We start from the raw sequence: 26,423 nt of genomic DNA, 5'->3' as shown, positions 1-26,423 counted from the left end.
GGACGCCATGAATCGGCGTGCCCTCCTGCGAGCGACGGCGGCGGCGGTCGGCCTCGGCGGACTCGCTGGCTGCCTCGACCTCGCGAGTTCCTTCGGCGCGGACCGCGGCACCGCGAGCGGGCGCGCTGGCCCGGGAACGGGCGGCGAGGACGCGTACCCGTCGCTCGCGCAGACGGGGTTCCCGCCGACGGTCTGCGAGGAGTCAACGCAGCCGTGGGCGCTCCTCGAGATCGACGACCCGCAGTTCGCGCGCGACTGGCCGCGCGACGTCGACGAACGGTACGCGGACGACGGCCGACTCGACGACTCGCAGGTCGTCGTCGGGCTCACGGGCGGCGACCGCCCGCGCGCGTACCCCGTGACGGTCCTGTGGCGGCACGAGGTCGTCGAGGACGAGTACGCGGGCGAACCGCTGCTCGTGACGTACTGCTCGCTGTGCCGGAGCGGGATGGTCGCGTCCCGCGTCGTCGCGGGCGAGACGCGGTCGTTCCGCGCGACGGGCCTGCTCTGGCGGCCCGAGGACGTGTTCGCCGCGGCCGCCGAGGAGGACAACCGGTCGTTCGGCGCGACCGTCAGGGACACGGACGTCGGCGTCCGGAACGCCGGGAACCTCGTCATGGTCGACCGGGAGAGCGGGAGCTACTGGAGCCAGTTGCTCGCGCGCGCCATCTGCGGGCCCCTGGAGAACGAGGCGCTCGCGATTCGGCCGTCGCAGGTCGCCACGTGGGGCGACTGGCGCCGCGAACACGCGGAGTCGGAGGTGTTGCTGCCGCCGCCGTACTCGGGCGTCGACGAGACGGGAGCGGAGAGACGGAAGTAGGCGAGAAGGCGCCGCGGTTAGAAGACGTACTCGTCGTCGTGACCCATCATGCCGTCGTCCTCGAAGCCGGAGTCGAGGCGTTCGTCCTCGTCGTCCATCGGGCCGCTCGTCTTGTACGCCTTGAGTCCGGCCGCCAGGAGGTCCTCTATGGCTTCGTCGCGGTTGACGAACTCGCCCTGCTCCACCATCTGCGTGATCTGCATCTCGAGATGCTCGGGGATGTTTATCTCGACCTTGGGCATCAGTAATTGGGGCTATCGGTAAGGGGGTATTTAAGCCTGTTGGGGACGTGAATCCGCCGCGGGAGGCCGCCTCAAGCCCCCTCGGCGGACTTTCGGGGCCGTTCGTGTCCGTCGATGAACGAGTCCGTACACGCTCCTCGCCCTGGATTGGCAAGGTCCTCCGACGTCGGGCGAGTGGTCGCGGACCGCGACGCGAACTCGGGTCCGTCACGCCTACGGTCGTTCGCGCGCTACGAGTCCGCGATGACAGTCAGGGACGTCACGGACCTCCACGAGGAGTTCGACGGCGAGCGCGTACCGCCCGGGCAGCGCGAGACGTCGAAGTTCCCCGTGCTCTCGAAGAGCGGCACGCCGAACTACGACCCCGACGAGTACTCGCTCGACGTCTGGGGCGCCGTCGACGACGAGCGCTCGTTCTCGCTCGACGAGTTCAAGGCGGTCGACAGCGAGACGCAGCGCCAGGACTTCCACTGCGTCACCGGCTGGTCGAAGCTCGACTGCGAGTTCACTGGCGTGACGTTCCCGACCCTCGCCGACCTCGCGGGGGTTCACGACGACGCCGTCCACGTCATGTTCCACGCGCTCGACGGGTACACGACGAACCTCCCGCTGGAGGAGTGCATGCGCGATGAGGTCATGCTCGCGTGGGCGTTCGACGGCGACGACCTCCCGCGCGAGCACGGCGGCCCGCTCCGGGTCGTCACCCCGCATCGGTACGCGTACAAGGGCGCGAAGTGGGTCGACGGCGTCGAGTTCCTCACCGAACCCGAGCGCGGGTACTGGGAGAAACGCGGGTACTCGAACACCGCGAACCCGTGGAACGAGGAACGTTACGCGTGAGTCGCGGTCCGGGAGCGCTACGCCTGACTCGCGGTCCGGCGGTCGGCGGTCACGGGAGCGATATCTCGCCGTCGACGACGAGTTCGACCTCGTAGGTCGAGCCATCGTGTTCGAGGTAGTAGAGATGGAGGTACGCGGGCGGGGTCACGGTCGCGTCCTGCTCGGTCCACCGTTCCTCGTGGCGCTTCGAGCGCAGTTCGTTTCGCTCCTCGATCCGTTCCGCGAGCGACTGGAGCGCGCTCGCGTCGCCACAGGTCACGTACGAGTCCGGTGGAACCGCCGCCTCGACGACCCGCCGTTCGGCGTCGGGGAGTTCGCTCGTCGACACCGGCGGGGTCTCGTTCGAGGGCCCCAGCTCGTACTCGGGCTCGCCGAGTTCGAGCGACGACGGCGCGTCGCACGGCACCGTGGTCGTCGCGGCGGTCGTCCGCGTCGAGGCATCGGTGGTCGAGACGCCGGTGGTCGATTCGCCGACGGTGTCGTCGCCGAGACAGCCGGCGAACGCGGTGGGGAGGGCGGTCGCGGCGAACGCGTGGAGGGTACGGCGGCGTCGCATGCGCGGGGCGTCGAGCGGTCGCGTGAAGTGCTTTCTCCTTAGGTTCTCGGATATGAACACCCTTTATACGGCCCGTCCCTGAGTTGCGTGCGATGGAACGAGCGGAGAGCGGCGGGGCGTCGGGAGACGTCGTGCTCGACGCGGGACGCCTGGTGAGTCGCAGCCGCGAGGTCGGCGACGTGTCCTTCCAGGCGTTCCTGGCGTCGCGAGAACCGCCGCGGCTCCAGTGGGCGAGCCCCGGCGGCCTGGAACTGGCGGGTGCGGGGGTCGCCGCCGAGGTGACCGCGGACGGCCCGGAGCGCTTCGATGCGGTGCGGTCGGCCGCGGCCGCGGCGTTCGCGGACGTGGACGCGAACGGCGCGAGCGGGAAGGCGCCGCGCCCGCGGTTCGTCGGCGGGTTCGCGTTCCGCGACGACCACGCCCCGGAGGGCTCCTGGAGCGGGTTCCCGGCGGCGTCGTTCGTCCTCCCGGAAGTGCAGTTGACGCGGACGGACGACGGGACGTGGGTGACGGTGAACGCGTACGGGCCCGACGCCGACCCGGAGGCGGTCGAGCGCGCGCTCGACGACGCGGTCGAGTCGGTCCAAGCCCTTCCGAAGATGCGGCCGGTGGGGACGCCGCCGGGCGTGCGGGCGACGCGGCGGACGACGCCGAAGGACGCGTGGACGACGCAGGTCGCGGACGCGACCGAGCGCATCCGCGCCGGCGACCTGGAGAAGGTCGTCCTCGCGTGCGCGCTCGAGGTCGACCTCGACGGGCCCGTCGACCTCCCGGACGTCCTCGAGCGGTTGCGGCGGACGTACCCGAACTGTTACCGGTTCCTCGTACAGCCCACCGAGGACGCCGGGTTCCTGGGAGCCCCACCGGAGCGGCTCGTGAAGCGCGACGGCCGGCGCGTGGAGACGGAGGCGCTCGCGGGGTCGGTCGGGCGCGGCGGGACGCCGGAGGCCGACGCCGAACTCGCGCAGTCGCTCGTCGACTCGGAGAAGATACAGCACGAGCAGCGTCTCGTCGTCGACACGATCTGCGAGCAGCTCGCGGGGTTCGGCGACGTGACGGAGGGCGAGCAGCGCGTACGGAAACTCGACAATATCCAGCACCTGCAGACGCCCATCACGACCGAGCTGGCGTCGGACGTGCACGTGCTCGACATCGTGGAGGCACTGCATCCGACGCCCGCGGTCGGCGGGCTGCCGCCGGCGGCGGCCGCGGCGACCATCCGGGACGTGGAGACGTTCGAGCGCGGGTGGTACGCGGCCCCCATCGGGTGGTTCGACGCGACCGGTGACGGGGAGTTCCTCGTCGCCATCCGCTCGGGGGTCGCGGGCGGTGACGGCGCGACGCTGTTCGCGGGGAACGGCATCGTCCGGGACTCGGACCCCCAGGAGGAGTGGGACGAGATCCAGCTGAAGTACCGGCCGTTGCTCGAAGAGTTCAGATGAGCGACGACGACCGCGCCCGCGGTGACGCCGAGGACGGCGGGTACCCGAACCGGAACGTCCTGTGGGCGGAGACGCTCGTCGACGAGCTCGCGGCGGGCGGACTGGATGCGGTCGTGGTGTCGCCGGGGAGCCGGTCGACGCCGCTGACGATGGCGTTCGCGGCCAACGACGACGTCGACGTGTTCTCGATCCTCGACGAGCGGTCGGCGGCGTACTTCGCGCTCGGTCGCGCCCGCCGTACCGGCGAGCCGACGGCGCTCGTCTGCACGTCGGGGACGGCGGCGGCGAACTATCATCCCGCTGTCGTGGAGGCGAGCCAGGCGCGCGTGCCATTGCTCGCGCTCACGGCGGACAGGCCGCCGGAGTTGCGGGATTCCGGCGCGAACCAGACGGTCGACCAGGAGAAGCTGTACGGGTCGACCGTGCGGTGGTATCGCGACCTCCCGGAGCCGGAGGCGACGCCGCGGAAGCTCCGGCGGCTGCGGACGGACGCGGCGAGAGCGCTCGCGGAGACGACGGGGACGCCCGCGGGACCCGTCCACGTGAACTGTCCGTTCCGGAAGCCCCTGGAGCCACTCGAGGTCGAGGGGGACGTGCCGGCGGGCTGGGACGAGGGCGACGTGCGAGCGAGCGAGGGACGGCCGGGGCGTGCGTACGTCGAGACGGCGCAGGGGCGGCCGACGCTCGACGACGGACGCCTCGATGCGCTCGCGGCGTCGGTCGCGTCGGCGGACGCGGGACTCGTCGTCGCCGGCCCCGCCGACCCCGTCGACGTCGCTCGCGATGGGTACGCGCCGGCGCTCGCGGAACTGGGTGCGACCGCGGGGTTCCCGGTGCTCGCGGATACGCTATCGACCGTCCGCCACGGCGAGCACGTCGCTGAGGCACCGATTCTCGGTTCGTACGACGGGTACGTCGACGAGCTGTTGGACGCGGTCGAGCCCGACCTCGTCCTGCGGTTCGGGGCGTCACCGACGTCGAAACCGCTCCGGAAGGCGCTCGCTGCGCGCGACGTCCGCCAGGTGCTCGTGGACCCTGCTGGCGAGTGGCGTGACGCCGAGTTCGTCGCCGACGCCCTCCTCGCGGCCGACCCCGTCCACGTCGCGCGCGGCGTCGCGGACCGGCTTGCGGACCGCGACCGACCGACGGGGACCGACCGCGACGCGACCGTCGAGCGCGCGCTCGCGATGGACGAGGCGTTCACCTCGGGGGTCGCGGACGCCCGCGAAGACGATTCGGTCGGTGCGTTCGAGGGCGCGGTGCTCGCGGACGCGGTCGCGAACGCGCCCGCACCGGCGACGCTGGTTGTCGGGAACTCGATGCCGGTGCGGGACGCCGACCGGTTCGCTCCCGCGAGCGAGCGCGACGTGACGGTGCTCGCGAACCGCGGCGCGAGCGGCATCGACGGCGTCACCTCCACCGCGCTCGGCGCCGGGAGCGCCACCGACGACCCGCTCGTGTACGTCACGGGCGACCTCGGGTTCTACCACGACATGAACGGCCTCCTGTCGCTCTCGCGCTGTGACGTCGACGCGACGATCGTCGTCGTGAACAACGACGGCGGCGGCATCTTCCAGGAGCTCCCCATCAGCGAGTTCGACCCGCCGTTCACCGAGCAGTTCCAGACGCCCCACGGCATCGACTTCGAGCCAACGGGTGACCTCTACGAGTTCGCGTTCGAGCGCGTCCCGGTCGACGCGTTCGCGAGCGCGTACCGCGACGCGGTCGCTGCCGAGGGCTCGCACGTCCTCGAGGTCGGGTTCGACGCGGCCGCGAGCCACGACGCTCGCGACGCCGTCACCGACCGAGCGCGCGAGCGCGCTCGCTCCGCGAGCGAGACGCGGTAGACGGTTGAGTCCCGTCCGTCACCGCAGCACTTGCATGAACAGCACGCTGTACCCGAACGGTATCCACGTGCTCCCGAGGACGACGACGCCGAGCAGCGAGACGGGGTCGAGCGCGGGGAACAGGAGGAGTGCGAGCGGCGCGATGACGCTCCACGCGCCGAAGACGTAGATGGCGATGCGTGGCATCGTCAGGAGGTACCCGGTGAGCAGGAGCGCGCACGCGGCGACGGTGACGTTCACGACGAGCGAGAACTGTGGCGTTATCGCGGAGTACGCCATGAACGGGTAGAGGACGAACATGATGCCGACGACGACGAACTCGCTCCCCTGGAGCTTGTAGGGCGTCCGCGCGGTGTCGAGTTCGTCGTCGTTCCAGTCGTGCACCGAGTACCCGCCGTCGGTGTCGTCGGCGGCGGTCCCGCGGCCCTCGCGTTGCGCGTGCTTCGAGCGTTCGCGCTCTCGTTCGCGCCAGTGCCGGCTGTCGGTCGGGTCGCCGACGGTCGCGCCGCCCGCGTCCGTCGACGTGCTCGCACCGCCACCGGGCGCGGTCGTGCCGGTCGCGTTCGCGCTCGCACCGGTCGCGCTCGCCGACGCCTGTCCCTCTCCGCTGGACCCGCCGACGTCGTAGCTCCGCTCGCTCGGATTCGACCCGGAGCGGCGCGTCCGGTCGTACGCGCCCGGGTCGAACCCGAACCCGCCATCCGCGCCCACGCCTCCGTCGTTCACGCCGTCGTCGCCCGGCCCGCCAGCGCTTCCGCGGCTATCGCTCTCGCTCCCACGACCGCTCGCGCCCCAGCGACTCCCGGACGCGTCGCCCCGGGCGTCCGCGGTCGGGTCCGCGCCGACGTCCCAGCGACCGCCACCGTCGCCGGTCCCGCCACCGAAGTGACTCGTGTACGACGCGTGCCCGAGGCGGTCGTAGCGAGCGCGCTCGTCCGGGTCGCCGAGCACCTCCTCGGCGGTCTGCACGCGCTGGAACGCGTCGCTCGCGTCCGGCGCGTCGTTCAGGTCCGGATGGGTCTCCTTGACGCGTTCGCGGTACGCGGCCTCGATCTCGTCCTGACTCGCGGCCGCGTCCACCCCGAGGACGTCGTAGAACGTCTCACCCATGCCTCGTGCGTGTTTGTAACCGAGCGGAGAAAAACGTTCCCGGCAACGAACCGGCACGTATCCCGTCTTCGCGAACGCCGACGCCGTATCCGGCCGCGTCCCCGGTTCGGCGAGGGCCAGCCGAGACGCGAACCTCCAAGTGCGCGCCGCGGCGAGTCCCCGGTATGGTCAGCGAGCTCTTCGACCCGGAGCGCTGGGAGGCGACCGAGTTGAACGACGACTTCCGGGACATCACGTACCACCGCGGGACGGACGTCGGCGCGGTCCGCATCGCGTTCGACCGCCCCGAGGTCCGGAACGCGTTCCGGCCCGGCACGGTCGACGAACTGTATCGCGCTCTCGACCACGCGAAACGCCAGACTGACGTCGGGTGCGTGCTCCTGACGGGGAACGGCCCGAGCCCGAAGGACGGCGGGTGGGCGTTCTGCTCGGGCGGCGACCAGCGCGTCCGCGGCGCCGACGGCTACGAGTACCAGGGCGACGACGCCGAGCGCGAGGACGCCAGCAGCGCCGGCCGCCTCCACATCCTCGAAGTCCAACGGCTCATCCGCCACATCCCCAAACCCGTCGTCTGCGTCGCCCCCGGCTGGGCGGTCGGCGGCGGCCACAGCCTCCACGTCGTCTGCGACATGACCCTCGCCAGCGAGGAACACGCGAAATTCAAGCAAACCGACCCGGACGTCGCAAGCTTCGACGGCGGCTTCGGGAGCGCGTACCTCGCGAAACAGGTCGGCCAGAAGAAAGCCCGCGAGATCTTCTTCCTCGGGAAGACCTACGACGCCGACGAAGCCGCCGACATGGGCATGGTGAACGAAGCCGTCCCACACGACGACCTCGAAGACGTCGCACTCGACTGGGCCGAGGAGATGCTCGGCAAATCCCCCACCGCCATGCGCATGCTCAAGTACGCGTTCAACGCCACCGACGACGGCATGGTCGGCCAACAAGTCTTCGCCGGCGAAGCCACCCGCCTCGCCTACCAGACCGACGAAGCCCAAGAAGGCCGCGACGCCTTCAACGAAGGCCGCGACCCCGACTTCGACGACTACGAGTACCACTACTAAGCGACCACCTTTTTGCTGCGTCGGGTGCGCTCACTGCGTTCGCGCACCGCTCCTTGCAAAAACGTGGGCGAAAAACTCCCGAGCGACTCGCTCGCTTCGCTCGCTCGCGCTCGGTGAGTGCGCTTGACCGCACCGCGACAGCGACCGCACCGCGACCGCACCGCGACCGCACCGCACTCTAGCCGGGGTTCGTCCCGGTTCGTGCGACCACGAGACACTTACGCCGCGGGCTGGAACCGTCGGGCGATGCGGGCTTCTCGACGCAGGGTCCTGGCGACCGCCGGGACCGCCCTCCTCGGCGGCTGTAGCGCGTTCAGTGGGGACGACGGCGATAGCGACGGGTCGACGATGCCCGCGCCGTTCCTCGTGGAACCCGGCGACTGGGCGCACCCCGGGCATGGTCCTGGGAACGCGCGGCGCGCACCGGGCGACGCCGCACCACGACAGTTCTCGGACGGGGCAACGTGGCGTCGGTCGCTGTCGGCGTCGACGGTCGATTCGGTCGCGCCACCCGTGGTGGCGGACGGTGTCGCGTACGTCGCGTTCGTCGGCCTGGATCGCGGGACGGAGTTCGCGCGCCTCGTCGCGCTCGACCTCGATACCGGTGCGGTCCGGTGGACGGTCGAAGTGTCGGGGACGGCGTACGCGGGTGCGCCGCGGGTCGCGGGCGAGACGGTGCTGTGGCGCGGCGGCGCGGACACGCTGTACGCGCTCCACGCGGCGGACGGCAGCGAGCGGTGGACGTGGCGCGTCCGGAACCACGTCGAGCCGGTCGTCGCGCGCGGTCTCGCGCTCGTGACGGTGCCGGCCGAGGCAGGCGAGGGCGCCGAGGAGCTGGTCGCGGTCGACGTGCGGGACGGCGACGCGGTGTGGACGCGCCGTGAAGCCGAGCGCGGCTGGATTCCCCATGCGGCCGACGACGAGCGGTTCTACGTGACGCGGACGGTCGAGGGCGACGGCGCGGGCGCGCTCCTCGCGCTCGACCCGCGGACGGGCGAGAACGCGTGGTCGGCCGGAGGAGTGGCGCCGCGGTCGCTGGTCGTCGGCGGCGGCCGCGCGTTCTCGTCGATAGCTGCGTCGGAGGGGAGCGAACTGCTCGCGCTCGGCGCGAGCGACGGCGACTCGGCGTGGTCGCGGTCGCCGCCCGTGGAGCGGGAGACCGACGACGGCGTGGTCGCGGGCGAGGAGACGGTCGCGGCGGCGACCGAGGCGTTCGTCGTCGCGAGCCAGGACTTCCACGGCCGCGCCCCGAATCGCGTGGTCGTGCGCGACGCCGCGACGGGCGACGTGACGTGGACGGTCGGGGACGACGACTCCTCGGGTGCACCGACCGCGCTCCCGTTCGTCTGCGGCGACGCGCTGTACGTCCCGGTCGAGGCGGCGGCCGCGGGCGACGACGGCGACGACGCCCAGCGAACGGGACCGGCGCTCTCGGTGCACGCGCTCGCGGACGGAACCGTCCGCGAACGCCAGGGCCTCGACGTCGACGAACTCGTGCACGCCGTCGTCGCGGACGGCTCCCTCGTCGCGACCGCGCGACCGAGCGGGGACGCCGTGTCGGTCGACGCGTGGTGACCGTCGACGCGTGGTGACCGACGGAGTCGACCGGACGCGGCCGCGTCCTCGACCGTCGACCCTTCCTTCCGGTCGGGCTCCGCGTCAGTCCGCGACCGCGTCGAGCAGTCGCTTCGCGTTCGCGACCTTCTCCTGGATGCGGTGGCGGTGGACCTTGACGGTGCTCTCCGCGACGTCGAGACGGTCGGCGATAGTGGCGTAGTCGAGGCCGGCGTCGTGGAGGACCTGGACCTCGGCCTGGCGCGTCGAGAGTCCTGCGCGGACGAGTTCGGCGACGTCGCGCGACGGGAGGACCATCGGTTCGCGCCGCGACTCGTCGCCCGGCCGTCCCGTTTCGTCGGTCGCGAACGCGGCGTGGACCGCGCGTACCGCCGGGGCGACGTCGGCTGGGACGCCGTGCGTGTCGAGCGTTCGCGTCCAGGTGTCGTCGTCGACGTAGACGACGGTGGCGAGTCCGTCCGCGACCGTGACCGAGTCTGGCGCGTCCGTGGTCCGGTAGTGCTGGAGGATGGCGTCGCTCCCGTCGACGAGCGACTCGTGGAGCGCGTCGACGGCTCTCGTGAGCGCTCGCGGGTCCGCGTCGGCGCGACCGGCGACCGTCTCGACGGTCGAACCGGGGATCGGCGCGTCGAGCGTGACAGTAACCATACGCCCGACTGGCGACGCGGACGCTTGAGGTTTACGTCTCGTGTAAACCCTGGGCGTGCTACTATCCGCGTTTCACCTTGCCGAAGGCACTTATCCGAATCGACGGAACGTGGTGGTATGCAGCCCTCCAAGCGGCTTCTCGTCGCGCTCGCCGTCGTCGCGCTCGCCGCGACCGCCGGGTGTCTCGCCGACCCCATCGGGGACGACACCGACGAGGCGACGACGGTCGACACCGAGCGCACGACGACCGACGGTCCCGCGACCGAGCACCGCGAGTCGAGTCACACCGGGTCGACCGACGGCACCACCGAGTACAACGACGTCCGCGTGTGGGACGCAGACCCCGGCGACGCCCCGGACCTCGCCGCGTCCCTCCCGGAGCCGGTGGCGTGCGACGGCGGCTGGGTGAGCTACTGGGGGACCGGGAACGCCGAGATGCTCTGGAGTGACGACGGCGCGCTCCGCGTCGGCTGGACGGTCCCCGGGAACCAGTCGACGCTGTTCGTCGCGTTCGAGAACGGGACCGCGGTCGGCGTCGACCACGTCGCGTACGAGAACGCCGTCACCGCCGACGGCGCCGGCGTCCCGGTCGACGACGACGGCACCGGCCGGTACGCGGTCGTGATGCTGCACGACGTGAACGGGAACGGCGAGTACGACCCCGGCACGGACCGGCCGTGCAGCGACGACAGTGACGGCGCCGACGCGGGCGCCATCGAGATGACCGGCTGGCTGTGGGTGGACTGGGACGCCGACGACTGACCCCGTAGCGGTCGCGGGACGAACGGACCGCCACCGGTAGCGAAGCCGAACGTTTTGGTACGAGCGGGCCCGACTCGCTGGTAATGAGTACGGAAGCGGTCTCGCGACGGAAGGCGTGGGTGATGGCGGCGCGCCCGCAGACGCTCCCGGCGGCCGCGGCGCCGGTCCTGGTGGGGTCGGCGGTCGCGGCCTGGGCTGGCGTGTTCGAGGCGCTGCCCGCTATCGCGGCGTTCGTCGGCGCGGCGCTCATCCAGGTGGGGACGAACTTCGCGAACGACTACTACGACGCCGTTCAGGGCGCGGACACCGCGGACCGCGAAGGGTTCACCAGGGTGACCGCGGGCGGCCTCATCGAGCCCGCGGAGGTCAAGCGCGCGATGATTCTGACGTTCGCGCTCGCCATCGTCTCCGGGACGTACCTCGTGTACGTCGGCGGCGTTCCGATCCTCGTCGTGGGGCTCGTGAGCGTCGTCTGCGGCGTCGCGTACACCGGCGGGCCGTACCCGCTCGGGTACAACGGCCTCGGCGACCTGTTCGTGTTCGTGTTCTTCGGACTGGTCGCCGTGACGGGGACGTACTACGTGCAGGCCGCCGCTGCCGCGGTCGACTACGGCCCGCTCGCGGTCGGACTCGCGCCGATGGACGCGCTCTGGCTCGCGGTCGTCGCGAGCCTCCCGGTCGCGGCGATCTCGACGAACATCCTCGTCGTGAACAACGTCCGCGACAAGGAGGAGGACGCGCAGACGGGGAAGACGACGCTCGCCGTCGCGTTCGGGTACGGGTTCGCTCGCACGGAGTTCGTCGCCCTGCTCGCGCTCGCGTACGCGACGCCGCTCTACCTCTGGCTCGGCGCCGACCTCGCGGTGACGGTGCTCGCGCCCGTGCTGTCGCTCCCGCTCGCGGGAATGGTCGCCCGAACCGTCCTGACGGAGACGGGCGGTGCGGCACTGAACCCGGCGCTGGAGCGGGTCGGGCAGTTGCTCGCGCTGTACGCCGTCCTGTTCGCGCTCGGACTCGCCGCGGCGAGCGGGAACGTGCTGGGTGCCGGCGCGCTCGCGGCCGCGGGGGTGGCGTAGATGGACGCCGAAATCCGCGATTTCACGGTGTCGCTCTCGCAACCGCTCGCGACGGCGAACGGCGAGATAACGGACCGCGAGGGGTTCCTCGTTCGCGTGAGCGACGGCGAGCACGAGGGGTTCGGGGAGGCGACGCCGCTCGCGCCGTGGACGGAGTCGACCGCGGAGTGCCGGGGGGCGCTCGAGGACGCGGTGTCGCGACTCCGCGACGACGAGGCGGCGTTGCGCGCGGACCTGGACCGGAATCCGGCGGCGCGTCACGGCGTCGCGCTCGCGCTCGCGGACCTCCGCGCGAAGCAACACGACCGGCCGCTGTACCGCTTGCTCGGTCGGCAGAGCGAGCGCCGCTGGGTGCCGGTGAACGCGACCGTCGGCGACGCCGCGCCCGCCGACACCGCCGCGGCCGCCGAACGCGCGGTCGAGGAGGGCTACGAGACGGTGAAGGTGAAGGTCGGCGCGGGCGACGTCGACCGGGACGTCGAACGACTGCGCGCCGTGCGCGACGCGGTCGGCGAGGACGTCGCGCTCCGCGCGGACGCGAACGGCGCGTGGGCCCGCGACCAGGCGGCGAGAGCGTTCGACGGGTTCGCGGACGCCGACGTGCGGTACGTCGAACAGCCGCTGCCCGCGGACGACCTCGCGGGACTCGCGGACCTCCGCGGTGGTCGCGTCGGCGTCGCGGTCGACGAGACGCTCGCGACGCACTCCGTCGAGGGCGTCCTGGACGCGGACGCGGCGGACGTCCTCGTCCTGAAACCGATGGCGCTCGGCGGCGTCGAGCGCGCACGCCGCGCGGCCGTGGAGGCGCAAGCCCAGCAGGTGGCGAGCGTGGTGACGACGACGATCGACGCCGTCGTCGCGCGCGCCGGCGCCGTGCACGTCGCCGCGTCGCTCCCGGGCGTCCTCCCCTGCGGCCTCGCGACCGGCGACTGGCTGTCGACGGACCTCGGCCCGGACCCGTGCTTCGTCGACGACGGCGCGGTTCGCGTCCCGCAGGACGCCGGACTCGGCGTTCACGGCGTCTGGGAGGACGACGATGCCTGACCGCGCACGTAGCGACGGAGGCGAGCGAGCCGACGCGACCGACGCCGCGAGCGCGGCGGGCGCGGGTGGCGACTGGCCGACGACGGACCTCGTCGCTGCGCGCGCGGCGGCGACCCCCGACCGGGAAGCGCTCGTCGACCATCCGACGGGCGATCCGTGGACGTACCGCGAGCTCGACGCGTGGGTCGCTGCGGTCGCGAACGAACTCGGGGACGGCGACGATGGCGGTGGGGTGCCCGGACGCATCGGTGTGCTCGCGGACCCCCACCCCAGGGTGGTGGCGCTCGTGCACGCCGCGTGGCGCGCGGGCCGCGAGCTCGTCCTCCTGAACGTCGACCTCGCACCCGGCGAACTCGGCGCGCAACTCGACCACGCGGGCGTCGAGACGCTGCTCGCGGACGCGGCAGGTCGCGACCGCGCCGACGCCGCCGTGGACGCACTGGAGTCGCCCTCGGGCGTGACGGTCGAGGGTCTCGGGACCGTCGCGGGCGAACCGGACGCGCCGACCGGGAGCGCTGCCAGCGACGTGCCCGACGCGACGGCGCCATCGCATCGGGTCACGCCGGGCGACGTTCCGGTGACGATGTTCACGTCCGGGTCGACGGGCGACCCGAAGGCGGTGCGGGTGACGGTCGGGAACCTGCTGTCGTCGGCGACCGCGAGCGCGTTCCGGCTCGGCGTCGGGCGCGCGGACCGCTGGCTGTCGCCGCTCCCGACGTACCACATGGGCGGGCTCGCACCCATCGTGCGGTGCGCGCTCTACGGGTCGACGGTCGTCCTCCAGCGCGAGTTCGACGCCGACGCGACCGCGAGCGCGCTCGACGACCACGACGCGACGGGCGTCTCGCTCGTCCCGACGGCGCTCGACCGGCTGCTCGACGCGGACTGGACGCCACCGGCGTCGCTCCGGTTCGTCCTCCTCGGTGGCGCGGCCGCCGACCCCGCGTTGCTCGCGCGCTGCGAGCGCGCCGACGTCCCCGTCTACCCGACGTACGGGATGACCGAGACCGCCTCGCAGATAGCGACCGCGACCCCCGGGCAGGCGTTCGCGGACCCCGAGACGGTCGGGCAGCCGCTCGTGAACACGACCGTCGCGGTCGTCGACGCCGACGACGAGACCGTGCCGCCCGGCGAGGTCGGCGAACTCGTCGTCTCCGGGCCGACGGTCACGCCCGGGTACCTCGACGCGCACGACGACGCCGACGAGAGCGCGACGACCGGTTCGGGCGCCGGCGAGCGCGACGTCGCGGGCCGGTTCGGCGAGCGCGGGTTCCACACCGGCGACCGTGGATACCGCGACGTCGACGGGAAGGTGTACGTCACGGGGCGCGTGGACGACATGATCGTCACCGGCGGCGAGAACGTCCAGCCCGCGGTCGTCGAGGACGCGCTCCGCGCGCTCGACTCCGTCGCGGACGCCGCCGTCGTCGGCCTCCCGGACCCCGAGTGGGGCGAGCGCGTCGTCGCACTCGTCGTCCGTTCCGAAGCCGACGTCGGGCCGTCGACGCCCGATGCGGTCCGCGACGCACTCCGCGATACTCTCGCAGCACACGAACTCCCGAAGACCGTCGCGTTCGCCGACGCCATCCCACGCACCGCGTCCGGGACGGTCGACCGGCCGGCCGTCCGGGAGCGCCTCGCCGACGACTGACCGGGCAGGAGCGAACCCGAACGGGCACGCGCACCCGCCGAAGCACCCCTTAAGTTGCCAGCGCACCTACGCGTCGACGTGTGTACGTTGACGTTCGCGTGGCGCGCGTTCGCTGACGCGCCGCTCGTGGTCGCGGCGAACCGCGACGAAGCGCTCGACAGACCAGCCGTCGGTCCCGCCCGCATCGACGGCGAGGACGGCGACCCGGTCGTCGTCGCGCCGCGCGACGAGGAAGCCGGCGGCACGTGGATCGGGACGAACGAACACGGCGTGTTCGTCGGTATCACGAACCGCTGGACGGACGCCGACCTCGCCGCCGAACGCTCCAGAGGCCTCCTCGTCCGGGACGCGCTCGCCGAGGCGAGCGCCGCGGACGCGACCGCCGTCGTCGAGGACGCCGTCGCCACGCACGAGTACGACGGGTTCAACCTCGTCGTCGCCGACGCCGACGACGCCAACTACCTCGAATGGGACGGCGACCTCGTCGTCGACTCCCTCGACCCGGGCGTCCACGTCGTGGTGAACGTCGGCGCGGTCGACGACTTCGAGATACCCGACCTCCGGCGCGAGTACGCCCAGCGCCAGGCCGAGAACGCGCGCGCCGTCCACGACGCCCTCCAGGTCGAAGCCGGCGAGACGCCCGAGGAGTGGCGCGAGCGCGCCGCAGCGGTGCTCCGCGACCACGACTACGGCGTCTGCATCCACGGCGACGGCTACGGCACGCGGTCGTCGTCGCTCGTCCACGTCGGCGAGGAGTTCGGGTACTGGTACGCCGACGGCGCCCCCTGCGAGACCGAGTACGAGCGCGTCGACGCGACGTTCTGACCGAGCGTCGACCGAGACGCGCGGACCGACCTGCACCGACCGAGACGCGCGGACCGACCGCCGACCGGGACGCGCCGACCGCGCCCCAGTCGACTCAGACGACGGCCTTCAGTTTCCGGACCGCGAGCTTCGGTGCGAGCGAGAGCACCGACGGGAACGTCAGCCCGAGTTGCTCGCGGAACCCGACCTGGTCGAAGTAGTCGCGCCACGACTCGATACCGTCCTCGCCGAACTCGATGACCGCGATCGTCTCGGTCGTGGCGCGACGCCCCGTCGCCGGGATGCCGTCCATCGAGCCCTGGTGGGTCCCGACGTACGTCAGTTCGAGCGCCACGTCGCGGTCGGTCGACGCGACGACGCGCCGAACGTCGATGGTGAGGTCCGGGAACGCCTCGAAGATCTCGGTCGTGTACTCGCGCAACTCGCGGCCGGAGACGGGTTCGTCGAGGAGCGGGTCGAAGAACGTCCCGTCGTCGGCGAACGCGCCCAGGACGCGCCCGACGTCCTGGTCGTTGAACGCTTCGATCGCGCGTTCGACGCGCGGGTCGAGGTCGTGCGGTGATTGCGTCGTCGCTCGCCCTGATTCTGCTGGCATACGTTCGCGTTCGACGCCCAGTGCCGTTCCCTTACGCAGTGGGCGAACCCTCACGGTCCGGGTCGGTGAGACGGACCGAAACCCGGTCGTGGATTCGACCGGGCGTCCCGCGGCGAGACGGTGACATTTAAGCCGTCGCCGCTATTTCGTTCCAACGAACCCATGTCCGGACAATCGTCGCCGAGGTGGTCCGCGTGAGCGTCGCCGCAGAGGAGGAACTCACAGAAGACGAGCACGCGGGGCTCGAACTCGTCCGCGAGACGGGCGGCATCCACCAGAGCGACTTCTGGAAGGAACTCGGCGTCTCCTCGCGGAAGGGCTCGCGCATCGTCGAGAGCCTCGTCGAGAAGGGTCTCGTCGACCGCGACGACACCATCTACAACGGACACAACACGTACTACATCTCGCCGACCGCGCGCGACCTCGACTTCTCGCTACTGATGGCGGGCGACATGCTGTCGCCATTCATCGGCGAGGAGGAGGTCGACGGGAACTCCGACGCGTTCTCGCAGTGGATCATGAACCTCGCGTACGAGGAGTAGTCGCTCGCGCTCGCCCGTCGACGCTCAGGCCCGCACGTCGACGACACGTCCCGTTCTCGATTGTACCGCCGCCCGCGGAGCGACGGCTGGCCGCGCCGGCGCGTCGATGCTGACGGTCGATTCGCTCGGGTCAATCACGGTCGCGCTCGACGCGACCGACTCGTTCCCGTCCGTGGCGTTCGCCACGTCGTCGCTGTCGTTCGTCGCCGCGTCGCCGTCGCTCTCGTTCGTCTCCTGGACGACGTACTGCTGGCCGACCATCGGGTCCAGCAGGCTGTCGACGGGCGCGTAGTCGTCGGTGAGGACGGGGACGTCGCTCGTCTTCGGCGGGTCGCGGTAGTTCCGTATCTCGCTCTCCAGGTCGATGCCGATGTCGCGGCGGTCGTTGCGCGCGAGCAGCGTCTCCTCGCTGACGCGCGTCGCGTTCTTCGTCGCGATGACCTCGACGTTCTGGACGACAGCGCCGCCGACCGTCGGGAACGTGTACACCGTCTCGAACGTGCTGTCGATGGTCTTGTACTCGGCGCGGTAGAACTTCGACGCCGGGCCGCTCGGCGCGCTGATGAGGTTCGTCAGGAGCACGCCGTCGTCGTCGAGGCGCTGCTTCGCGAGCTCCATGAACTCCTGGGTGGTCAACTGGAAGGGGACCTTGTCCTTCTTGTACGCGTCGAGCACGATGACGTCGTACGTGCGATTCGTCTCCCGGAGGAACTCGCGGCCGTCCGCGTTGTACACGTTCAACTGGTCGGACTCCTCCAGTCGGAAGTACTCCTTGGCGACGCGGATGACCTCGGGGTCTATCTCGACGGCGTCGACTCGTGCGTCGTAGTCGTTCGCGAACCGCTTCGGGCCCGTGAACCCGCCGCCGCCGACGAACAGGACGTTCTCGACCTCGTCGTCGCGGTCCGTCAGGAGCAAGGGCAGATGGAAGTACCGCGTGTAATCGAAGACGTGCCGGTTCGGGTCCGAGCGGTCCATCGCGCTGTGCTTCTGGCCGTCGAGGAAGAGCACGCGCGTGTCGCCGCGGTCGACGACCTGGAGTTCCTGGTACGGCGTCTGGGTCTCGTAGACGACCCGGCCCTCGACGGACAGTCCGAGCGCGGGGCCGGCGAGCGCGGCGACGAGGACGACGAGCAAGAACGCGCTGACGGCGACGTTCTCCCGGGTCCACCCGGGGCGCAGGAGCGCGACGGCGGTCCCGACCGAGAGCACGCCGAACACGAACGCGATCTCCTCCACGCCCAGCGACGGGATGAGGAAGAACGTCGTCGCGAACGCGCCGACGATGCTCCCGATTGTGCCGAGCGCGTACACGTGCCCGGACGCCTCGCCGAGTCCGTCCTTCTCGGAGAGCTCGGCGGCGTACGGACTGACGTACCCGAGGAGGTACGTCGGCGGCCCGAACAGGAGCGTTATCGCGGGGAGCGACGCGAACCGGCTCGGGAGCGGGACGGTCGCGAGCCCGCGAACGAGGAGGTCCCCGAGGACGATGAGGACGGCGACGTAGCCCGCGGTCAGGAGGAACACGCGCGCCATCCGGCCGTTCGTCGCCATCCGCGCCGCCTGCTTCCCGCCCCGCCAGTAGCCGTAGCTGAGCGCGGCGAGGAACACGCCGATGATGCTCCCCCACGTGTAGATACTGCTCCCGAACTGGGGGGCGATCATCCGGCCGGCGAGTATCTCGAGGCCCATGCTCGCCACGCCAGAGACGAACACCGCGAGCTCGGGCTTGGAGAGACGGACGGCGTCGACGTATCGACGGGAACGCATACCCGGAGGCTAGACCCCGAGGCGGTTAACTGTTCGAGACGGGGACGGGGTCGCGGTCCGCGTGGCGTCGCCGTCAGTCGACGGGCGTGACGCGTTCGACGAGGACGAACGGGTCGCGGTCGCGGTTGTAGTAGGAGACGTCGCCGTCGAGGGCTTCGATGAGTCGGCGGTGGACCTCGCGGGCGGCGCGGCCCTCGTCGGGGTGGAGGTTGTGTTCGCGGCGGAGGCGCGACCAGAACTCGCCGTCGACCCAGTAGAGGGTCTCGTCGTTCGACTGGTAGGTCTCCTCGCCGACCTCGGCGAGGCCGTCCGGGCCGAGGTCGCGGCCGGAGAGCTGCGCGCGGGCGAGGACGGCGACGAGCTGTCGACGGGAGACCGGTGCGTGGAGGGCCACGTCGTCGACCAGGTCGCCGTAGTAGTCCTCGACGAGGTCGCAGGCGCGCGAGAACTCGCCGAATTCGACGTCAGTGTTGTGAGAGATTTTCATTTGTATGTCACCTTTGCTGTGGAGGGGTCGTGTGTACCTGCACATAGACGAGACACACGTATAGTTCTCCGCTTCGTTTCGAGAACTGAGTCGCCCGATATCCGTAGTCTAGGTCCCTCGAAGGAGCGTTCTGGCTAATTTGCCGCTACCGTTGTAGCAGTCGAACGTTCTACAAAACGTTCGTGGCCGGCGTCGCCTCACGACCAGAGCACCGAAGAGTCAGTAACCCGATATGCCTTTGGTAACCAGGGTCGGTCCGGTCGCTCCCCCCGAACCGGTGCCTCGCCTGCTCGAACACTGCCCGACCGGTCACTCGAGCGCGCTCGCCGCACGAATCGCCGTCGCCTCGTCGAACGCCGGCGCGACGAACTGCATCCCCACCGGGAGCCCGTCGGTCTCGCCCGCCGGCACCGACACCGCCGGGAGGTCCGCGAGGTTCACCGGGACGGTGTTCGCGTCCGCGAGGTACATCGTGAGCGGGTCCGAGAGGCTCTCACCGAGCTCCATCGGCGGCACCGGCATCGTCGGACTCGCGAGCACGTCCACCTCGGCGAACGCCTCGTCGAAGTCCTGCTTCACCCACGCCCGAGCGTTCTGCGCTTGCTTGTAGTACTTGTCGTGGTAGCCCGCCGAGAGCGCGTACGTCCCGAGGAGGACGCGACGCTTCACTTCGGCACCGAACCCTTCCTCGCGGGCTTCGCCGAACACCTCGTTCCAGTTCCCGTCGTAGCCGCCGGACTTGCCGTAGCGCACGCCGTCGAACCGCGCCAGGTTAGACGAGGCCTCCGACATCGCGATGACGTAGTACGCCTGCACCGCGTACTCGACGGACTCCAGACTGACGTCGACGACGTCCACGCCCTGCGCGCGGAGGTCGTCGAGCGCGTCCTCGAACGTCTCCAGGACGCCGTCGTCCGCACCGTCGACGAGTTCCGTCGGGACGCCGACGGTCATCCCGTCCACGTCGCCGTCGGCCGCGTCGGCGTACGGCGCGTCGCGCTCGGGGTCGCGCGTCGTCGCGTCCTTCGGATCGGGGCCGGCGATGACGTCGAGGAGCGCCGCTGCTTCCTCGACGGTCGGCGCGAGCGGCCCGATCTGTTCGAGCGAGTTCGCGTACGCGACCAGCCCGTACCGGGAGACGACGCCGTACGTCGGCTTGATGCCGGCGACGCCGCAGAACGCGGCCGGACAGCGGATGGACCCGCCGGTGTCGGAGCCGAGTGCGACGTCGGCCTCGCCCGCCGCGACGGCGGCCGCGGACCCACCCGAGGAGCCGCCGGGGACGTGCCCGGGCGCGACCGGGTTCTCGGTCGCGCCGAACGCGCTCGTCTCGGTGGTCGTTCCCATCCCGAACTCGTCCATGTTCGTCTTCCCGACGATGGTCGCGCCCGCGTCCTTCAGTCGGGAGACGACGGTGGCGTCGTACGGCGGAACGTAGTCCGCGAGCATCTCCGACCCGCAGGTCGTCCGCACGCCCTCGGTGGAGATGTTGTCCTTCACCGCGACCGTGGTGTCCGCGAGCGGCCCGTCGTCGGCGCCGTCGACGGTCTCGCGCGTGATGAAGATGTTCTCGCTCATGAGACGTTCGGCCCCTTGAAGTAGCCGTCCTCGGTGCCTTCTGCGTTCGAGAGGGCGTCCTCGCGAGTGAGACAGTCGTGTTCCTCGTCCGGACGCATGACGTTCACGAGGTCGGCGTCGGTGTCGACGGTCGGAACGTCGTCGAGCGCGTCGAAGTACTCGAGGATGTCCGCGAACTGCTCGGCGAAGTCGTCGACCTCGTCGTCGTCGAGGTCGACGCGAGCCAGGTCCGCGACGTGCCGGACGTCCTCGGCGGTGGCGGCGTCGTCGCTCATGGTCGAAAGCACTCCACTGGCATGAGTAAGGGTTTCGATACCGTGCCCGCCGAAGGTCGTGCGACGGGGTGGGGTTGGTGGTGCGATGCCGCGGTGTTGGACGTGCGATGCCGCGGTGTTGGACGTGCGATGGCGCGGTGTTGGAGGTGCGACGGCGCGATATCGCTGGACGTGTGTTGGGCGGACTCCGGGAGCCGGTCGGCGCCCGGAGGTCGTCGTCGTCCCGTCACCCGAAACGGCGACTCGGTCGAAGATTCGTCGGCCGAATCGAGTTTCAGTCGAAGAATCATGAAGAAACCAACGCATCTGGCCAATGCGTTTAAGTCGCCGTGGATGCAACGCGATAGGGAGAGCCCGGCTTTTTCCACGCGGCTCACCCTCCCCCCACCACGATGACAGACACCAGCATCCGGCGACGAGAGACGGACACAGCGAGAACGAAGACAGACACCAAGACCGACTCCGGCGCGGAGACGCTGTCGTGCCCGGAGTGCGACGGTCGGGTCGTCAGCGACGAGTCCCAGGGCGAGACCGTCTGCGAGGACTGCGGGCTCGTCGTCGACGAGGACGAGGTCGACCGCGGCCCCGAGTGGCGCGCGTTCAACTCCAAGGAGAAGGACCAGAAGTCCCGCGTCGGCGCCCCCACCACGAACATGATGCACGACCAGGGGCTGTCGACGAACATCGGCTGGCAGAACAAGGACGCCTACGGGAACAGCCTCTCGTCGAACCAGCGCCAGAAGATGCAGCGGTTGCGCACCTGGAACGAGCGCTTCCGCACCCGCGACAGCAAGGAACGCAACCTCAAGCAGGCCCTCGGCGAGATCGACCGCATGGCCTCCGCCCTGGGACTCCCGAAGAACGTCCGCGAGACCGCGAGCGTCATCTATCGGCGCGCGCTCGCCGAGGACCTCCTGCCCGGGCGCAGCATCGAGGGCGTCGGGACGGCGTCGCTCTACGCCGCCGCCCGGCAGGCGAACACGCCGCGGAGCCTCGACGAGGTGACGAACGTCTCGCGCGTCGAGAAGGACGAGATCGCTCGCACGTACCGGTACGTCGTCCGCGAGCTCAACCTCGAGATAGAGCCCGCCGACCCCGTCCAGTACGTGCCGCGGTTCGCGAGCGAACTGGAGATGAGCGACGAGGGCGAACGCCGCGCTCGCGAACTCTTAGACGCCGCGAAGGAGAAGGGCATCCACTCCGGGAAGTCCCCGGTCGGCCTCGCCGCGGCGTCCGTGTACGCCGCGAGCCTGCTCGCGAACGAGAAGGTCACGCAGAAGGAGGTCAGTTCCGTCGCGAACATCAGCGAGGTCACCATCCGGAACCGCTACCACGAACTCCTCGAAGCGGCGCAGCCGGTCTGACTGTACGCGAGAGCCCGGACTGAGAGCGAGAAACCGGTCGGGTGGTCGTGGCGGGCGTCGTCGATTCAGAGGACTTTTTCGCCGTGGTCGAACGTGACGAGCAGCGCGAGCGCGACCGCGCCGAGCGTCGCGAACGCCAGGCCGACGACGAGCAGGGCGTCGTCGAGGCCGCCGCCGCAGTCCTGCACGAGCACGACGTCGGCGTCGTAGACGCTGCCGCCGAAGCGGACGCTCCGGTTCTCGAGGTGCTCGCGGAACGCGGTACGGTCGACGAACGCGGTCTGGTTCGACGTGACGGAGCGCTCGGTGGCGTTCGCGAGGTCGAGCGGGAGCGCGCTCGCGTCGACGACGCGCTCCGTGGTCGCGTTCTCGCCGCCCGGTATCTCCGTGGTGTCGAGCGCGAAGTTGTCCGTGCACCCAGCGGGTGCGGCGATACCGCCCGAGAACAGCGCGACGCCGAGGACGAGCGCTATCGCGGCGCTCGCGTGCAGGACGCCCAGCGGCGGCCCGAGCTCGTCGCGGTAGAGCGCGAACAGCACGAGCGCGACGGCGCCGAGCGCGGAGAGCGTGCTGCCGGCGACGACCAGCGCGTCCTCGACCCCGCCACCGCACGTCTCGACCGCGCGGATGCTCGTCGCGTACGTCGTCCCGTCGTACCGCACGCGGCGGTCCTCGAGGTGCGTCAGGTACGCGGCCTGCGTGACGTTCACCTGCGCGTCGCGCTCGACCGCGTCGACGAACGTCTCGCGGACGTCCTCGGGAAGCGCGCTCGCGTTCGCGACCGGCGCGTCGCCGTCCGGCGCGGGCGTCGTCTCGAGCGCGTACGTGCGGTCGCAACCGAACGACGGTGCGAGGCCGGCACCGAGCAGGAGGACGCCGACGAGGAGGACGCCGGCGGCGGCGGCAAGTCGGTTCACGACAGGAACCCCGGGCGGGAGGCACATTTGCGTTTCGTCAGCGGCCCGGACCGCCGCGAGCGCTAGCGGTCGATTCAGACCGCCGCGAGCGACCCGGCCCCGTGAACCGGTCGATGCTCACTCGTCGACCCGCGACCGGACGTACTGCGTGACGTGGTCGTCCTCGCGGCGTTTGAACCCGGCCTGCCGCGCGAGCCGGTCGAGTTCGCGGCCGACGAGACTCCCGTACTGCACCGCTTTCTTCTCGCGGAACGCGACCGAGTCCGGGACCCACTCGCGGGCGGCGAGTCGGAGCGCGAACTTGCGTTCTCCGCGGTCGCTCACGAGGCAGTTCGCGGGGAGTGCGCGAGCGGCGTCGACGACGCGCTCGTCGAGCAGGGGCGCGACCGGGTCGACGCCCGCGGCGGCGAGCGCGCGGACGTCCCGGTCGAGTTGCTCGGGGAGCGTCCGCGTCATCTCGTCGCGCGCGCCGAGGACGGTGTCCGCGTCGACGCGCGGGTCCGAGGGTGCCTTCGCGACCTTCGCGTACCCACCGAAGAGTTCGTCCGCGCCCTGGCCGACCGCGAGGTGGCCGTAGCCGTCCGCGGCGACGCGCTCCGCGACGAGGAAGAGTGGAAGCGCGATCTGGACGCTCATCGCGTCCGTCCGGCCGATAGCGCGGGCGACCCGCGGGACGGCCGCGGCGAGCGCGTCGTGGTCGAGTTCGAGTACGGTCAGGTCGACGTCCATCGCGCGCGCCGCCGACCGCGCCGCGGCGACGTCGTGACTCCCCGGGAACCCGACGACGTAACACGGCGCGTCGACGAGCGCGGCGACGAGCGCGCTGTCCACGCCACCCGAGAACCCGACCGCGACGTCGCCAGCGGGCGCGTCCACCTCCTCGCCGGCGGCGCGGACCGCCTCGCGCACCCCGCGCACCGCGGCCTCGCGGCCCGACGCGGTCTCGGGATGGGGACGAGCGAGCGCGCGCTCGACGGCCACCACCGCCGGCAGCGCGTCTCCGTCGCTGGTCGTCACAGGAACTCCGCGAACCGGTTCTTCACGCGGCGTTTCGCGCCGCCGGCGGCCTGCCGGAAGCTGATGTGCCACGGCGTCCGCTTCCCCTCGACGGTCGTATCGCCGCGGCGGATGGCGTCGAGGATGGCGTCCACGGTCTCCTCGCCGTTCGTCTCGACCTTCGTCACCGCCTGCCCGACCATCTCCGAGATGTGCGCGTCGCTCCCCGCGGTCCGCGGCAGATTGTAGTCCACCGCGAACCGCTCGGCCTGCCGGTTCGCGCGACCCGTGAGCAGCCGCGAGTTGTACACCTCGATGGCGTCCGCGGTCGCGAGCGTCTCGCGGTCGATGTTCGCCATCACGCCCGAGCGCGACTCCTGGAACGGATGCGGGACGACCGCGATACCGCCGAGTTCGCGGATGTACGTCAGCGTCTCCTCGAACCCCATCCCCTTCGGTACCTTCTCCTCGACGCCGAGCGCGAGGATGTGACCCGCCGCAGAGGTCACCTCCATCCCCGGAATCCCGACGAGACCGTACGAACCCGCTTTGCTGGCGGCTTCGAGGCTCGCGTCGATCTCGTCGTGGTCCGTGACGGCGATGGCGTCGAGCCCCACCGCGGCGGCTTGCTCTAAGAGGAGTTCGACGGGGTCTCGCCCGTCGTAACTCAGCGCCGAATGACAGTGGAGCTCGACCGAGAGCACGCCTGTCCGTTACTTGGGGGCGGTAAAAAACAACTCGGTTACCGGCTGCGAAGGCGACCGAGCTGCCGGTGGCGAACTCCTCGGTCACGTCGAGGCGGACGCTGTCCGGCGTGCGCGGTCCGGGGTCGCGTCGGTCGTCTCTGCGAGGTACTCTCGCCACGTGGTCGTGTCGGACGCGGCCGCGGGCAGCGTCGCGTGCCCGTCCCGGAACGCCGTCGCGGTCGCACCGGGGACTGGCAGCCGGAGGATCGGGCGTCGGTACCCGTGGGCGTCGCGGTACGCCGTCGCAATCTCGCGGAGGTCGAGGACGTCGGGGCCGCAGACCGCATCGGTGCGTCCCCGCGGTGCGGCGTCGGCGTGCGCGACGAGTTCGTCGGCGACCACGCGGGCGTCGACCGGTTGCATCCGGAAGTCGGTCGGGAGCGGCCAGACGGGCAGCCAGCGGAGCGGGCCGAGGAGGCGGTCGAGGAACTGGTGGAACTGGGTGGCGCGAACGATCGTCGACGGAACGGATCCGGATTCGACGACCCGCTCCGCGGCGAGCTTGTGCTCGTAGTACGAGAGCGGGACGTCCTCGATACCGACGATCGACGGGTAGACGACGTGGTCGACGCCGGCGGTTTCGGCGGCGTCGAGGAGTCGGCGCGTGCCGTCCACGTCGACGGCCTCGGCGTCACCCGTCGGCGCTGATGCGGCGTGGACGACGACGTCCACGTCGGCGACGGCGCGCTCGACGCCGGTCCCGTCGACGAGGTCGAGTTCCATCCACTCCGCGTCCGTCGAATCGGTTCGAGCGGCGGCGTCGGGCGTGCGGCTCGCCGCGCGAACGGCGTGGCCTGCGTCCCGTAGTCGCGGGAGGAGCGCGTTCCCGAGCGTCCCGGTGGCACCCGTTACGAGGATTCTGCCCATACGTCGCCTACGGCGTGCAGTCCCGAAGGTCGTGTGCCGGAGTCGTCTGGTGGGTTTAAGTCGTGCGTCGAGGAGGTTCGAACGATGAAGCACGTCCGGGTGACGCTGACCGCGAACGGCCGCGAGGACGAGATCCACCCGATGTACGACGTGATGGCGAACGCGCCGTTCGTCGAGTACGCGACCGCGATGCAGTGGAACCTCTCGGACCGGGGGTTCGGCATCCTCCACTACGTCGAGGGGGACGTCGACGCGTTCCGGGCGGCGACCGAGGCGGTCGACGTCGTGGTGGACTACGAGGTCGAACCCGTCGGCGACGACGCGTTCTACGCGTACGTCCGGGACGAGGCGACCGCGGGGCTTCGCGCGATGCTCGACCCGCTCGAGAACGGCGGGGTCGTGGTCGTCCCGCCCATCGAGTACCGCGGCGACGGCACCATCGAGCTCTCCGCGTTCGGCCCGAGCGACGAGATACAGGTGCTGTTCGAGGAGACGCCCGCGCCGATGAACGTCACGGTCGAGGCCGTGGGAAGTCTCGGGTCCATGCGACCGCTCGCCGCGTCGCGGCTCTCGCCCCGGCAGCGCGACGCGGTCGAGGCCGCGAGCGCTCTCGGCTACTACGCGGTCCCTCGCGAAGCGAGCGTCGAGGACGTCGCGGCTGCGCTGGATTGCGCGCCGAGCACGGCCGCCGAGCACCTCCGGAAGGCCGAGGCGGCGCTCGTCCGGTCGCTCCGTCGCGACGGCTGACCGCCGTCCCGGCTGACACCGGTCGAATACGCACGTT

The 26,423-nt window shown here is 71.1% G+C and carries 26 protein-coding genes and 1 pseudogene; 14 read left to right on the top strand and 13 right to left on the bottom strand.

What is annotated here, in order from left to right; all coding sequences use genetic code 11:
- Positions 1 to 7 precede the first annotated feature (7 nt).
- Positions 8 to 820 (top strand): DUF3179 domain-containing (seleno)protein, encoded by an 813-nt coding sequence (locus VYJ16_RS11240; protein WP_336350395.1) that lies wholly within the window; start codon positions 8 to 10, stop codon positions 818 to 820.
- 17 nt (positions 821 to 837) lie between these two features.
- Here VYJ16_RS11240 and VYJ16_RS11235 read toward each other — a convergent pair whose 3' ends face one another.
- Entirely contained in the window at positions 838 to 1,062 is a 225-nt protein-coding gene (locus tag VYJ16_RS11235) for a ribbon-helix-helix domain-containing protein (protein WP_227131023.1), read from the bottom strand.
- A 243-nt stretch (positions 1,063 to 1,305) separates the two neighbouring features.
- Between VYJ16_RS11235 and VYJ16_RS11230 the strand changes: the two genes are divergently transcribed.
- Positions 1,306 to 1,902, top strand: a complete 597-nt coding sequence (locus tag VYJ16_RS11230; RefSeq protein WP_336350394.1) for a sulfite oxidase-like oxidoreductase — start codon at positions 1,306 to 1,308, stop codon at positions 1,900 to 1,902.
- 49 nt (positions 1,903 to 1,951) lie between these two features.
- Here the strand turns inward: VYJ16_RS11230 and VYJ16_RS11225 are convergent, their stop codons facing one another.
- Entirely contained in the window at positions 1,952 to 2,458 is a 507-nt protein-coding gene (locus VYJ16_RS11225) for a hypothetical protein (RefSeq protein ID WP_336350393.1), read from the bottom strand.
- Positions 2,459 to 2,550: 92 nt separating this feature from the next.
- Between VYJ16_RS11225 and VYJ16_RS11220 the strand changes: the two genes are divergently transcribed.
- Positions 2,551 to 3,900: an isochorismate synthase gene (locus VYJ16_RS11220; RefSeq protein WP_336350392.1), complete on the top strand. Its 1,350-nt coding sequence runs from the start codon at positions 2,551 to 2,553 to the stop codon at positions 3,898 to 3,900.
- The gene (gene menD / locus VYJ16_RS11215) at positions 3,897 to 5,747 is read left to right on the top strand and encodes a 2-succinyl-5-enolpyruvyl-6-hydroxy-3-cyclohexene-1-carboxylic-acid synthase (RefSeq protein WP_336350391.1); all 1,851 of its coding nucleotides are present in this window, start codon (positions 3,897 to 3,899) and stop codon (positions 5,745 to 5,747) included. Before VYJ16_RS11220 ends, menD begins: the two co-directional genes overlap by 4 nt.
- An 18-nt stretch (positions 5,748 to 5,765) precedes the next feature.
- Here the strand turns inward: menD and VYJ16_RS11210 are convergent, their stop codons facing one another.
- Entirely contained in the window at positions 5,766 to 6,857 is a 1,092-nt protein-coding gene (locus VYJ16_RS11210; protein WP_336350390.1) for a J domain-containing protein, read from the bottom strand.
- A 164-nt stretch (positions 6,858 to 7,021) separates the two neighbouring features.
- Here VYJ16_RS11210 and VYJ16_RS11205 point away from each other — a divergent pair, with 164 nt between their 5' ends.
- Together VYJ16_RS11205 and VYJ16_RS11200 are read left to right on the top strand one after the other, a co-directional pair.
- Entirely contained in the window at positions 7,022 to 7,921 is a 900-nt protein-coding gene (locus VYJ16_RS11205) for a 1,4-dihydroxy-2-naphthoyl-CoA synthase (RefSeq protein WP_336350389.1), read from the top strand.
- 246 nt (positions 7,922 to 8,167) lie between these two features.
- Positions 8,168 to 9,496, top strand: a complete 1,329-nt coding sequence (locus VYJ16_RS11200) for an outer membrane protein assembly factor BamB family protein (RefSeq protein WP_336350388.1) — start codon at positions 8,168 to 8,170, stop codon at positions 9,494 to 9,496.
- 84 nt (positions 9,497 to 9,580) lie between these two features.
- Here the strand turns inward: VYJ16_RS11200 and VYJ16_RS11195 are convergent, their stop codons facing one another.
- The gene (locus VYJ16_RS11195) at positions 9,581 to 10,144 is read right to left on the bottom strand and encodes a helix-turn-helix transcriptional regulator (RefSeq protein ID WP_336350387.1); all 564 of its coding nucleotides are present in this window, start codon (positions 10,142 to 10,144) and stop codon (positions 9,581 to 9,583) included.
- A 117-nt stretch (positions 10,145 to 10,261) separates the two neighbouring features.
- Between VYJ16_RS11195 and VYJ16_RS11190 the strand changes: the two genes are divergently transcribed.
- From VYJ16_RS11190 to VYJ16_RS11170, 5 genes are all read left to right on the top strand, one after another.
- Entirely contained in the window at positions 10,262 to 10,906 is a 645-nt protein-coding gene (locus VYJ16_RS11190) for a hypothetical protein (protein WP_336350386.1), read from the top strand.
- Positions 10,907 to 10,989: 83 nt separating this feature from the next.
- On the top strand, positions 10,990 to 11,982 hold the full coding sequence (locus tag VYJ16_RS11185; RefSeq protein WP_336350385.1) for a 1,4-dihydroxy-2-naphthoate polyprenyltransferase: 993 nt from the start codon (positions 10,990 to 10,992) through the stop codon (positions 11,980 to 11,982).
- Positions 11,983 to 13,026: a mandelate racemase/muconate lactonizing enzyme family protein gene (locus tag VYJ16_RS11180; RefSeq protein ID WP_336350384.1), complete on the top strand. Its 1,044-nt coding sequence runs from the start codon at positions 11,983 to 11,985 to the stop codon at positions 13,024 to 13,026.
- Positions 13,019 to 14,677: a class I adenylate-forming enzyme family protein gene (locus VYJ16_RS11175; RefSeq protein WP_336350383.1), complete on the top strand. Its 1,659-nt coding sequence runs from the start codon at positions 13,019 to 13,021 to the stop codon at positions 14,675 to 14,677. The genes VYJ16_RS11180 and VYJ16_RS11175 overlap by 8 nt, the downstream gene beginning before the upstream one ends.
- Positions 14,678 to 14,755: 78 nt before the next feature.
- Positions 14,756 to 15,502: an NRDE family protein gene (locus VYJ16_RS11170; RefSeq protein WP_336350382.1), complete on the top strand. Its 747-nt coding sequence runs from the start codon at positions 14,756 to 14,758 to the stop codon at positions 15,500 to 15,502.
- A gap of 94 nt (positions 15,503 to 15,596) precedes the next feature.
- Here the strand turns inward: VYJ16_RS11170 and VYJ16_RS11165 are convergent, their stop codons facing one another.
- Positions 15,597 to 16,097 carry an ester cyclase gene (locus VYJ16_RS11165; RefSeq protein ID WP_336350381.1) on the bottom strand — a complete coding sequence of 167 codons (501 nt, stop codon included), beginning with the start codon at positions 16,095 to 16,097 and terminating at the stop codon, positions 15,597 to 15,599.
- A gap of 194 nt (positions 16,098 to 16,291) precedes the next feature.
- Here VYJ16_RS11165 and VYJ16_RS11160 point away from each other — a divergent pair, with 194 nt between their 5' ends.
- Entirely contained in the window at positions 16,292 to 16,639 is a 348-nt protein-coding gene (locus VYJ16_RS11160; RefSeq protein ID WP_336350380.1) for a helix-turn-helix transcriptional regulator, read from the top strand.
- A 24-nt stretch (positions 16,640 to 16,663) separates the two neighbouring features.
- Here VYJ16_RS11160 and VYJ16_RS11155 read toward each other — a convergent pair whose 3' ends face one another.
- The 4 genes from VYJ16_RS11155 to gatC all read right to left on the bottom strand — a co-directional run bounded on the left by VYJ16_RS11155 (position 16,664) and on the right by gatC (position 20,749).
- Positions 16,664 to 18,409: a spermidine synthase gene (locus VYJ16_RS11155; RefSeq protein ID WP_336350379.1), complete on the bottom strand. Its 1,746-nt coding sequence runs from the start codon at positions 18,407 to 18,409 to the stop codon at positions 16,664 to 16,666.
- Positions 18,410 to 18,482: 73 nt separating this feature from the next.
- Positions 18,483 to 18,896 carry a DUF8048 family protein gene (locus tag VYJ16_RS11150; RefSeq protein WP_336350378.1) on the bottom strand — a complete coding sequence of 138 codons (414 nt, stop codon included), beginning with the start codon at positions 18,894 to 18,896 and terminating at the stop codon, positions 18,483 to 18,485.
- 309 nt (positions 18,897 to 19,205) lie between these two features.
- The gene (gene gatA / locus VYJ16_RS11145) at positions 19,206 to 20,474 is read right to left on the bottom strand and encodes an Asp-tRNA(Asn)/Glu-tRNA(Gln) amidotransferase subunit GatA (protein WP_336350377.1); all 1,269 of its coding nucleotides are present in this window, start codon (positions 20,472 to 20,474) and stop codon (positions 19,206 to 19,208) included.
- A complete protein-coding gene (gene gatC, locus VYJ16_RS11140) occupies positions 20,471 to 20,749 on the bottom strand; it encodes an Asp-tRNA(Asn)/Glu-tRNA(Gln) amidotransferase subunit GatC (RefSeq protein WP_336350376.1) in 279 nt (92 codons plus the stop codon). The genes gatA and gatC overlap by 4 nt, the downstream gene beginning before the upstream one ends.
- 392 nt (positions 20,750 to 21,141) lie before the next feature.
- Here gatC and VYJ16_RS11135 point away from each other — a divergent pair, with 392 nt between their 5' ends.
- Complete coding sequence (locus VYJ16_RS11135; RefSeq protein ID WP_336350375.1) at positions 21,142 to 22,113, top strand: transcription initiation factor IIB; 972 nt, start codon at positions 21,142 to 21,144, stop codon at positions 22,111 to 22,113.
- Between the two features lie 65 nt (positions 22,114 to 22,178).
- Here VYJ16_RS11135 and VYJ16_RS11130 read toward each other — a convergent pair whose 3' ends face one another.
- The 4 genes and pseudogenes from VYJ16_RS11130 to VYJ16_RS11115 form a co-directional block, all read right to left on the bottom strand.
- Positions 22,179 to 23,030, bottom strand: coding sequence for a hypothetical protein (locus tag VYJ16_RS11130; RefSeq protein WP_336350374.1), 852 nt, complete (start codon positions 23,028 to 23,030; stop codon positions 22,179 to 22,181).
- Between the two features lie 117 nt (positions 23,031 to 23,147).
- Positions 23,148 to 23,984, bottom strand: a pseudogene (locus VYJ16_RS11125) (asparagine synthase C-terminal domain-containing protein); the annotation flags it as partial.
- Between the two features lie 59 nt (positions 23,985 to 24,043).
- On the bottom strand, positions 24,044 to 24,730 hold the full coding sequence (locus VYJ16_RS11120; protein ID WP_336350373.1) for a PHP domain-containing protein: 687 nt from the start codon (positions 24,728 to 24,730) through the stop codon (positions 24,044 to 24,046).
- Between the two features lie 84 nt (positions 24,731 to 24,814).
- Entirely contained in the window at positions 24,815 to 25,639 is an 825-nt protein-coding gene (locus tag VYJ16_RS11115) for an SDR family oxidoreductase (RefSeq protein WP_336350372.1), read from the bottom strand.
- Between the two features lie 84 nt (positions 25,640 to 25,723).
- Here VYJ16_RS11115 and VYJ16_RS11110 point away from each other — a divergent pair, with 84 nt between their 5' ends.
- Complete coding sequence (locus VYJ16_RS11110) at positions 25,724 to 26,386, top strand: helix-turn-helix domain-containing protein (RefSeq protein WP_336350371.1); 663 nt, start codon at positions 25,724 to 25,726, stop codon at positions 26,384 to 26,386.
- Positions 26,387 to 26,423: the final 37 nt, after the last annotated feature.

Source organism: Halorubellus litoreus (genome assembly GCF_037081675.1).
Lineage (GTDB): Archaea > Halobacteriota > Halobacteria > Halobacteriales > Natrialbaceae > Halorubellus > Halorubellus litoreus.
This window is presented reverse-complemented; position numbering and strand designations above follow the sequence as displayed.

What these genes read in the sequence shown, in the direction of transcription:
- VYJ16_RS11240 (WP_336350395.1), top strand. Translation starts at nt 8, where the DNA reads ATGAATCGGCGTGCCCTCCTGCGAGCGACGGCGGCGGCGGTCGGCCTC.
- VYJ16_RS11235 (WP_227131023.1), bottom strand. Translation starts at nt 1,062, where the DNA reads ATGCCCAAGGTCGAGATAAACATCCCCGAGCATCTCGAGATGCAGATC.
- VYJ16_RS11230 (WP_336350394.1), top strand. Translation starts at nt 1,306, where the DNA reads ATGACAGTCAGGGACGTCACGGACCTCCACGAGGAGTTCGACGGCGAG.
- VYJ16_RS11225 (WP_336350393.1), bottom strand. Translation starts at nt 2,458, where the DNA reads ATGCGACGCCGCCGTACCCTCCACGCGTTCGCCGCGACCGCCCTCCCC.
- VYJ16_RS11220 (WP_336350392.1), top strand. Translation starts at nt 2,551, where the DNA reads ATGGAACGAGCGGAGAGCGGCGGGGCGTCGGGAGACGTCGTGCTCGAC.
- menD (WP_336350391.1), top strand. Translation starts at nt 3,897, where the DNA reads ATGAGCGACGACGACCGCGCCCGCGGTGACGCCGAGGACGGCGGGTAC.
- VYJ16_RS11210 (WP_336350390.1), bottom strand. Translation starts at nt 6,857, where the DNA reads ATGGGTGAGACGTTCTACGACGTCCTCGGGGTGGACGCGGCCGCGAGT.
- VYJ16_RS11205 (WP_336350389.1), top strand. Translation starts at nt 7,022, where the DNA reads ATGGTCAGCGAGCTCTTCGACCCGGAGCGCTGGGAGGCGACCGAGTTG.
- VYJ16_RS11200 (WP_336350388.1), top strand. Translation starts at nt 8,168, where the DNA reads ATGCGGGCTTCTCGACGCAGGGTCCTGGCGACCGCCGGGACCGCCCTC.
- VYJ16_RS11195 (WP_336350387.1), bottom strand. Translation starts at nt 10,144, where the DNA reads ATGGTTACTGTCACGCTCGACGCGCCGATCCCCGGTTCGACCGTCGAG.
- VYJ16_RS11190 (WP_336350386.1), top strand. Translation starts at nt 10,262, where the DNA reads ATGCAGCCCTCCAAGCGGCTTCTCGTCGCGCTCGCCGTCGTCGCGCTC.
- VYJ16_RS11185 (WP_336350385.1), top strand. Translation starts at nt 10,990, where the DNA reads ATGAGTACGGAAGCGGTCTCGCGACGGAAGGCGTGGGTGATGGCGGCG.
- VYJ16_RS11180 (WP_336350384.1), top strand. Translation starts at nt 11,983, where the DNA reads ATGGACGCCGAAATCCGCGATTTCACGGTGTCGCTCTCGCAACCGCTC.
- VYJ16_RS11175 (WP_336350383.1), top strand. Translation starts at nt 13,019, where the DNA reads ATGCCTGACCGCGCACGTAGCGACGGAGGCGAGCGAGCCGACGCGACC.
- VYJ16_RS11165 (WP_336350381.1), bottom strand. Translation starts at nt 16,097, where the DNA reads ATGCCAGCAGAATCAGGGCGAGCGACGACGCAATCACCGCACGACCTC.
- VYJ16_RS11155 (WP_336350379.1), bottom strand. Translation starts at nt 18,409, where the DNA reads ATGCGTTCCCGTCGATACGTCGACGCCGTCCGTCTCTCCAAGCCCGAG.
- VYJ16_RS11150 (WP_336350378.1), bottom strand. Translation starts at nt 18,896, where the DNA reads ATGAAAATCTCTCACAACACTGACGTCGAATTCGGCGAGTTCTCGCGC.
- gatA (WP_336350377.1), bottom strand. Translation starts at nt 20,474, where the DNA reads ATGAGCGAGAACATCTTCATCACGCGCGAGACCGTCGACGGCGCCGAC.
- gatC (WP_336350376.1), bottom strand. Translation starts at nt 20,749, where the DNA reads ATGAGCGACGACGCCGCCACCGCCGAGGACGTCCGGCACGTCGCGGAC.
- VYJ16_RS11135 (WP_336350375.1), top strand. Translation starts at nt 21,142, where the DNA reads ATGACAGACACCAGCATCCGGCGACGAGAGACGGACACAGCGAGAACG.
- VYJ16_RS11115 (WP_336350372.1), bottom strand. Translation starts at nt 25,639, where the DNA reads ATGGGCAGAATCCTCGTAACGGGTGCCACCGGGACGCTCGGGAACGCG.
- VYJ16_RS11110 (WP_336350371.1), top strand. Translation starts at nt 25,724, where the DNA reads ATGAAGCACGTCCGGGTGACGCTGACCGCGAACGGCCGCGAGGACGAG.